This window comes from Actinophytocola sp. NPDC049390, assembly GCF_044466355.1.
Classification (GTDB): Bacteria; Actinomycetota; Actinomycetes; order Mycobacteriales; family Pseudonocardiaceae; genus Actinophytocola.
In genome coordinates this window covers 42,596-49,958 of sequence record NZ_JBITMQ010000031.1, presented here as the reverse complement: position 1 = coordinate 49,958, position 7,363 = coordinate 42,596, and the positions used below count along the sequence as shown (strand labels likewise).

The window sequence follows — 7,363 nt, the reverse complement described above, 5'->3', positions numbered from 1 at the left end:
CCCATTCCGAACCCGGAAGCTAAGCCCACCAGCGCCGATGGTACTGCACTCGCCAGGGTGTGGGAGAGTAGGACACCGCCGGACATCCTTTCCAAAGGGCCTCACTGGTAACAGTGGGGCCCTTTTGGCATGCCCGGGTAAATCAGTGGACCGTGCGTGACGCCTCGCGTCACCCTTGGGCATGGACCTGCAACTGTACGACGATCCGCGGGCGTTCAGAGCGCTCGCCGATCCGTTCTACGGCACTGACACCCTTCGGCACACGGTCGCGCTCACCGTCATGGCCCGCTTCCTCGGGATGAAGCGCGACACGCCCCCGATCATGGGCACTCTGCACGACAACGGCGAACTCGTCGGTGTGGCACTGCGCACACCGCCGTGGCCGGTCATCGTCTCCGGTCTGCCGACCGATCCCGACCTGATCGACAGTTTCCTCGCGCAGTGGCTCGCGGCCGATCCCGAAGTGCCCGGTGTCTCCGGGCCGATCGAGAACGCGCAGGCGGTCGCCGACGTGTGGGCGCGGCGCACCGGCGGTACGACGAACGTCACACTCGCCACCAGGCTCTTCCGTCTCGGCGAGCTGGCTCCGCCCGTCACGTCCGGCCAGGCCCGGGAGGCGACCCTGGCCGACCTCGACCTGCTCGTGCGGTGGCGGGGCGACTTCGAGGTCGAGGCGCTCGGGTTCCAGCGGGCACCCGACGAAGGCCCGGCCTCGGTCCGGCGCATGTTCGAGAACGGCGACAGCATGATCCTGTGGGAGGACGGCGGGGTCCCCGTCTCCTGGGCTGTCGCCAGCGCGCCGATGAGCGGCATGTCCCGCGTCGGTCCCGTCTACACCCCGACTGAACACCGTGAGCACGGCTACGGGTCGGCGGTCACCGCGGCCGTGTCCCAGCACGCCCTGGCCGCCGGCGCCAGCGACGTGATCCTGTTCACCGACCTCGCGAATCCGGTGTCCAACTCGATCTACCAGAAGATCGGCTACCGCCCGGTGTACGACGCGACGGAGCTGGAATTCGTGCGGCTACCCTCGACGGTGTGACATCTCCACGCCTGCTCGTCATCCAGCCGGACGAGCAAGACCCGATCGGTCCGCTCGGTGACTGGCTCGTCGACGCCGGCGCCGAGCTGGACCTGCGCAAGCCGGGCGCCATCCCCGAGAGCACGGCCGACTACCAGGGCATGGTCGTGCTCGGCGGTCACATGGGCGCCTACGACGACGTCGACCACCCGTGGCTCGCGGACATCCGCCGCCTCCTCGCCGAGGCGACCACCAAGGGCCTGCCGACGCTCGCGATCTGCCTCGGCGCGCAGCTCCTCGCGGTCGCCACGGGTGGCCGGGTCGTGAAGGGGCCGGACGGGCCCGAGGTGGGCCCGTTGCTCGTCGCGAAACGGGACCTCGGCTGGAACGACCCCTTGTTCGCGGACCTGCCGTTCATGCCGGACGTCATGCAGTTCCACACCGACGTGGTCGACCAGCTGCCGTCCAAGGCGTCGTTGCTGGCCGCGTCCACGCTGTACCCGAACCAGGCGTTCCGGGTCGGCCGCGCCGTCTACGGTCTGCAGTTCCACATCGAGACCACCACGGAGCTCGTGGAGAGCTGGGCGGCGAACGCCCCGCACACGGCCGAGTTCGCACGGCCCGGTGAGCTGTCGCACGACCGGCTCGTCCAGGCGCACGCCGACCTCGAGGAGACGTGGCGGCCGTTCGCGACGCAGTTCGTCAAGCTCGTCATCGGTGAGCTCGCCGCCGCGGCGGGCACGCCGCTGCCGCTGATCCAGCACTGAGCCATGGCCGACCGCGTGCGTTCCGTCGTCTCCATCGCCCGGTACGGGCTCACCGACGACCGGGCGGGCGAGCACCTGCGTGCCGCGGGCTGGTGGGCCGACGGAGCTCCGGTGAAGGAGTACGAGCCGGTTCTCGTCGCCCTGTCGCGCAGCCCCGACCCGGATCTGGCGTTGCGGGCCGTCGACCGCATGCGCTCCGGCGACGAGGCCGGCTGGTCCGGGCTCAACCAGGCGCTCGCGACCGACCGCGGTCTGCGTGCGCGGTTGTTGTCGGTGCTCGGCGCGTCCACCGCGCTCGGGGACTTCGTCATCGCCCGGCCCGGGGAGTGGCGCAGGCTGCTCACCGACCGGCAGACCTCACCCGTGCAGTACCCCATGGCGTTGCTGGCCGCGGTCGAGAACGTGCGGCCGTCCGACGCGGCCCGTGAGCTCCGTGCCGCGTACCGGGGGTTGCTGCTGGAGGTCGCGGCCGAGGACCTCGCGCACCTGATCGAGCCGGACCTGCCGAGCCTCGACTACCAGCAGACCACGGCGCGCCTCACCTACCTCGCGGAGGCCGCGATCCGCGCCGCGCTGGAGGTCGCCGAGACCGAGGTCGGGGTCGCGGCCGAGAAGTGCCGGTTCACGGTCATCGCGATGGGCAAGACCGGCGGCCGGGAACTGAACTACGTGTCCGACGTGGACGTGCTGTTCGTCGCCGACGGCGACCTGGACGTCGCCACCCGGCTCGCCACCGCCACGATGCGGGTCGCGACCAGCGCGTGTTTCGAGGTAGACGCGGCGCTCCGCCCGGAGGGCAAGGCCGGGCCGCTGGTCCGCACCCTCGACGGGCACACCAGCTACTACAAGCGGTGGGCGCGCACCTGGGAGTTCCAGGCGCTGCTGAAGGCCCGGCCGATCGCGGGCGATCACGAGCTGGGCCAGGACTATCTCGACGCGGTGCGTCCGATGGTGTGGACGGCGGCCGACCGCGACAACTTCGTCGATGACGTGCGTTCGATGCGCCGCCGTGTCGAGGACCACGTGCCCGCCGACATCATCGACCGGGAGCTGAAGCTGGGGCGCGGCGGTCTGCGGGACGTCGAGTTCGCGGTGCAGCTGCTGCAGCTGGTGCACGGCCGCAACGACGAGGCGTTGCGGCTCGGCTCGACCGTCGACGCGCTCGCGATGCTCGGCGACCGCGGCTACGTCGGCCGCGCGGACGCCGCTGAGCTGGGGGAGAGCTACCGGTTCCTCCGCACCCTCGAGCACCGGCTGCAGCTGCAGCGGCTGCGCCGCACCCACCTGTTCCCGGCCGACACCGACACCGAGGAGCTGCGCTGGCTCGCGCGTGCCGCCGGGGTGAAACCGGCGCGCGGCAAACCCGAGTCGCAGGTGCTGCTCGACGACTTCCGCAGGCACGTGCGCCGCATCCGCAGGCTGCACGAGAAGCTGTTCTACCGGCCGTTGCTGGAGGCGGTGGCCCGCGTGCCCACGCAGGCGCTGCGGCTGTCCGCGAAACAGGCGGAGGCACGGCTGGCCGCGCTGGGGTTCGCGGGGCCGGACGGGGCGCTGCGGCACATCCAGGCGCTCACGACGGGCGTGTCCCGGCGTGCGGCGATCCAGAGCGCCCTGTTGCCCGCGTTGCTGGACCTGTTCGCGAACACCCCGGACCCGGACGCCGGGCTGCTCGCGTACCGGCGCGTGTCGGAGGCGCTCGCCGCGACCCCGTGGTACCTGCGGGTGCTGCGGGACGAGGGCGCGGTCGTGGAGCGGCTGGCGCAGCTGCTCGGCACGTCAAAGATGGTGCCGGAGCTGCTGGCCCGCGCGCCCGAGGTGCTGCAGCTGCTCGGTGACGTCGACAAGCTCGCGGGCCGCGACCCGGAGGAGGTGGCGCGGTCCCTGCGGCAGGCGGTGAACCGGCACGGCTACCTGCCGAACGCGGTGACGGCGGCCCGGTCGTTCCGCAGGCACGAGCTGCTGCGGGTCGCGTCGGCGGACCTGCTCGGGTTCATGGACACCCTGTCGGTGTGCCACGCGCTGTCGACGGTGTGGGCCGCGGTGCTGCAGTCGGTGCTGGCCGCGGTCGACCGCGCCGAGGCGGTGGCCGCGGGTGGGCGGCTGGCGACGACCGCGGTGATCGGCATGGGCCGGCTCGGCGGCGCGGAGCTGGGGTACGGGTCGGATGCGGACGTGTTGTTCGTGTGCGAGCCCGCGAACGGCGCGTCCGACGAGGACGCGGTGAAGTACGCGTCGCGGGTCGCGCAGAGCGTGCGGAAGCTGCTGTCGTCGCCGACGCAGGACCCGCCGCTGCACGTGGACGTCGACCTGCGGCCGGAGGGCAGGCAGGGCCCGATCGTGCGGACGTTGGAGTCGTACCGCGCGTACTACGCGCAGTGGTCGGAGGTGTGGGAGGCGCAGGCGTTGCTGCGTGCCCGCCCGATCGCCGGCGACGACGACCTCGGCGCCCGGTTCGTGGCGCTGATCGACCCGATCCGCTACCCGGCAGACGGGCTGGACGCGGACCGGGTCCGCGAGGTGCGTCGCATCAAGGCCAGGGTGGACACGGAACGGTTGCCGCGCGGCGCTGACCCGGCCACGCACACGAAGCTCGGGCGCGGCGGCCTCGCCGACATCGAGTGGACGGTCCAGTTGCTGCAGCTGCGGCACGCGCACGCCCACCCCGGCCTGCGCACCACGTCCACAGTGGACTGCCTGGGTGCGGCGGTGGACGTGGGCCTGGTGGACGAGGTCGACGCGACCGCGTTGCGGGAGTCGTGGCTGCTCGCGACCCGTGTCCGCAACGCGGCGACGCTGGTGCGCGGCAAGCAGACCGACCAGCCACCGACGTCGGGCCGGGAGCTGGCGGCGGTGGCCGCGGTCATCCGGCAGGACGTGGAAGCGGATCCGGGTGAGTTTCTCGACTCATACCGTCGCACGTTGCGCCGCGCGCGTGGTGTGGTGGAACGGATCTTCTACGACGACTGAGGTGGGGCCATGGGTTTCAGCACCAGGATCGAGGTGCGTGGCTACGAGCTGGACTCGCTCGGGCACGTGAACCACGCCGTGTACCACCAGTACGGCGAGGTCGCGCGGATGAAGGCGTTCGCCGAGGCGGGCTGCGACTGGGACGAGCTGACGCGCCGCCGGACCGGGCCGGTGCTGCTGAGCACCACCGTGAACTTTCGCAGCGAGCTGCGCGGCAACGACGTGGTGGACGTGACGTGCCGCGCGAAGTTCGGCACGGGCAAGACGTTCACGCTGGAACAGGAGATCATCAAGGCCGACGGCACGTTGTCGGCCGAGATGTACGGCGTGTTCGGTGTGATGGACCTGGACGCCCGCAAACTGTTCCCGGACCCGCGCGCGGCCCTGGAGTCAGCGGGTCTCGACACCGCGGTGTTGCTGGCCCCCTAGACGAAGATCAGGCCGGCGGTCGGGGATTTCCCTCGGCCGCCGGCCTGTGTCCGTGGGATCGGCTCGGATCACACGTCGTAGTACAGGGCGAACTCGTACGGGTGCGGGCGCAGGCGGAGCGGGTCGATCTCGTGCTCGCGCTTGAACGCGATCCACGTCTCGATCACGTCGGACGTGAAGACGCCGCCCTCCAGCAGGAACTCGTGGTCGGCCTCGAGGTTGTCGAGCACCGCGTCCAGCGACGCGGGCACGGTGGCGACGTCCTTGGCCTCCTCGGGCGGCAGCTCGTAGAGGTCCTTGTCGATCGGCGTCGGCGGCTCGATCTTGTTCTTGATGCCGTCGAGGCCGGCCATCACCATCGCCGAGAAGGCGAGGTACGGGTTGCCGGACGAGTCGGGGCAGCGGAACTCGATGCGCTTGGCCTTCGGGTTCGCGCCGGTGATCGGGATGCGGACGCAGGCGGAGCGGTTGCGCTGCGAGTACACCAGGTTGATCGGGGCCTCGTAGCCGGGCACGAGCCGGTGGTAGGAGTTCACGGTCGGGTTGGTGAACGCCAGCAGGCTCGGGGCGTGGTGCAGCAGGCCGCCGATGTAGTGGCGTGCCGCGTCGGACAGGCCCGCGTAGCCGGACTCGTCGTGGAACAGCGGCTCGCCGTCCTTCCACAGCGACTGGTGGCAGTGCATGCCGGAGCCGTTGTCACCGAACAGCGGCTTCGGCATGAAGGTCGCGGTCTTGCCCGCCTCCCACGCCGTGCCCTTGACGATGTACTTGAACAGCTGCAGGTCGTCGGCCGCGTGCAGCAGCGTGTTGAACTTGTAGTTGATCTCGGCCTGGCCCGCGGTGCCCACCTCGTGGTGCGCGCGCTCCACGGTGAAACCGGCGTTGATCAGGTTCAGGGAGATCTCGTCGCGCAGGTCGGCGAAGTGGTCGACCGGCGGCACCGGGAAGTAGCCGCTCTTGTACTTGGTCTTGTAGCCGCGGTTGCCGCCCTCTTCGTCGCGGCCGGTGTTCCACCAGCCCTCGACCGAGTCGATCTCGTGGAAGGAGCCGTTCTCCGCCGAGTCGAACCGCACCGAGTCGAACACGTAGAACTCGGCCTCCGGGCCGAAGTACGCGGTGTCGGCGATGCCGGACTCGGCCAGGTACTGCTCGGCCTTGCGCGCGATGTTGCGCGGGTCACGGCTGTAGGCCTCGCGGGTGAGCGGGTCGTGCACGAAGAAGTTCAGGATGAGCGTGTTCTCCACGCGGAACGGGTCGACGCGCGCGGTCGCGAGGTCGGGCAGCAGCAGCATGTCCGACTCGTGGATCTCCTGGAAGCCGCGTACGGAGGAGCCGTCGAACGCGAGGCCGTCGTCGATGGTGCCCTGGTCGAAGGCCTGCGCGGGCACGGTGAAGTGCTGCATGATGCCCGGGAGGTCGCAGAACCGGACGTCGACGAACTTCACCTCTTCGTCGGAGATGAACTTCAGGACCTCGTCGGAATTCTTGAACACGCTCGTTGGCTCCTTACCTGGTACTCCGGGGCGCTCGCGGTCAAGCTATGAGTGCGGTGTTGCCCGGCCATCACCCCGATGTTTCGCCGGTGTTAACGACGCGCGGCGGGGCCGAGCCGAAGTCGAGCATGCCAGTCGCGTGCCTCTGACGCGACACGTCCTACCCTGGTTGTCGTGAGCAAAGTGACGGGTTCCTGGCTGTCCGGTGGCATCGGCGAGACCGGGGACGACCCGCAGGAATGGCCGGGTGAACGGCTCGGGTTCCCCAAGGAGGGGCCGGGGTCGATCGCCACCCGCGGTGTCCGCCTGCTCGCGCTGCTCGTCGACCTGGTGTTGATGGCGCTGGTGACCAGCTTGTTCGTCGAGGTCGACTTCAATCGGCCGGAGATAATGCGGCCCTTCCAGCTCATCGCTTCGCTGGTGTGGTTCGTGATCACCTCGGTGATGATCACCCTGTTCGGGTTCACCGCGGGCAAGGCGCTGTTCGGGCTGCGGGTCGTGCGCCTGGACGGCAAGCCGATGGTCGGCCCGGTCCGCGCCGTGCCGCGCACACTGCTGACCGCGCTGCTGCTGCCGGCGGCGATCGGCGACGCGGACGGCCGCGGCCTGCACGACAAGGCGACCGGAACGGCCGTCGTACGCACCCGTTAGGCCGCTGTCGGTGACCGGTCGGACCACATACGATT

Annotated in this window: 6 protein-coding genes and 1 rRNA gene; 6 read left to right on the top strand and 1 reads right to left on the bottom strand. The window is 70.4% G+C overall.

Annotated elements, in window-relative coordinates:
• The 5 genes from rrf to ACIBVP_RS44785 form a co-directional block, all read left to right on the top strand.
• Positions 1-84 (top strand): 5S ribosomal RNA (rrf, locus tag ACIBVP_RS44805); the annotation flags it as partial.
• A 97-nt stretch (positions 85-181) separates the two neighbouring features.
• On the top strand, positions 182-1,042 hold the full coding sequence (locus tag ACIBVP_RS44800) for a GNAT family N-acetyltransferase (RefSeq protein WP_396112670.1): 861 nt from the start codon (positions 182-184) through the stop codon (positions 1,040-1,042).
• A complete protein-coding gene (locus ACIBVP_RS44795; protein WP_396112669.1) occupies positions 1,039-1,788 on the top strand; it encodes a type 1 glutamine amidotransferase in 750 nt (249 codons plus the stop codon). The genes ACIBVP_RS44800 and ACIBVP_RS44795 overlap by 4 nt, the downstream gene beginning before the upstream one ends.
• Positions 1,789-1,791: 3 nt before the next feature.
• On the top strand, positions 1,792-4,755 hold the full coding sequence (locus tag ACIBVP_RS44790; RefSeq protein ID WP_396112668.1) for a bifunctional [glutamine synthetase] adenylyltransferase/[glutamine synthetase]-adenylyl-L-tyrosine phosphorylase: 2,964 nt from the start codon (positions 1,792-1,794) through the stop codon (positions 4,753-4,755).
• A gap of 9 nt (positions 4,756-4,764) precedes the next feature.
• Positions 4,765-5,184, top strand: a complete 420-nt coding sequence (locus ACIBVP_RS44785; RefSeq protein WP_396112667.1) for an acyl-CoA thioesterase — start codon at positions 4,765-4,767, stop codon at positions 5,182-5,184.
• A gap of 68 nt (positions 5,185-5,252) precedes the next feature.
• On the opposite strand, the gene glnA is transcribed toward ACIBVP_RS44785, so the two are convergent.
• On the bottom strand, positions 5,253-6,677 hold the full coding sequence (glnA, locus tag ACIBVP_RS44780; protein WP_396112666.1) for a type I glutamate--ammonia ligase: 1,425 nt from the start codon (positions 6,675-6,677) through the stop codon (positions 5,253-5,255).
• Between the two features lie 174 nt (positions 6,678-6,851).
• Here glnA and ACIBVP_RS44775 point away from each other — a divergent pair, with 174 nt between their 5' ends.
• Positions 6,852-7,328, top strand: coding sequence for an RDD family protein (locus ACIBVP_RS44775; RefSeq protein WP_396112665.1), 477 nt, complete (start codon positions 6,852-6,854; stop codon positions 7,326-7,328).
• Positions 7,329-7,363: the final 35 nt, after the last annotated feature.

Coding starts and splice junctions, on each gene's coding strand:
- ACIBVP_RS44800 (WP_396112670.1), top strand. CDS start 182: ATGGACCTGCAACTGTACGACGATCCGCGGGCGTTCAGAGCGCTCGCC.
- ACIBVP_RS44790 (WP_396112668.1), top strand. CDS start 1,792: ATGGCCGACCGCGTGCGTTCCGTCGTCTCCATCGCCCGGTACGGGCTC.
- ACIBVP_RS44785 (WP_396112667.1), top strand. CDS start 4,765: ATGGGTTTCAGCACCAGGATCGAGGTGCGTGGCTACGAGCTGGACTCG.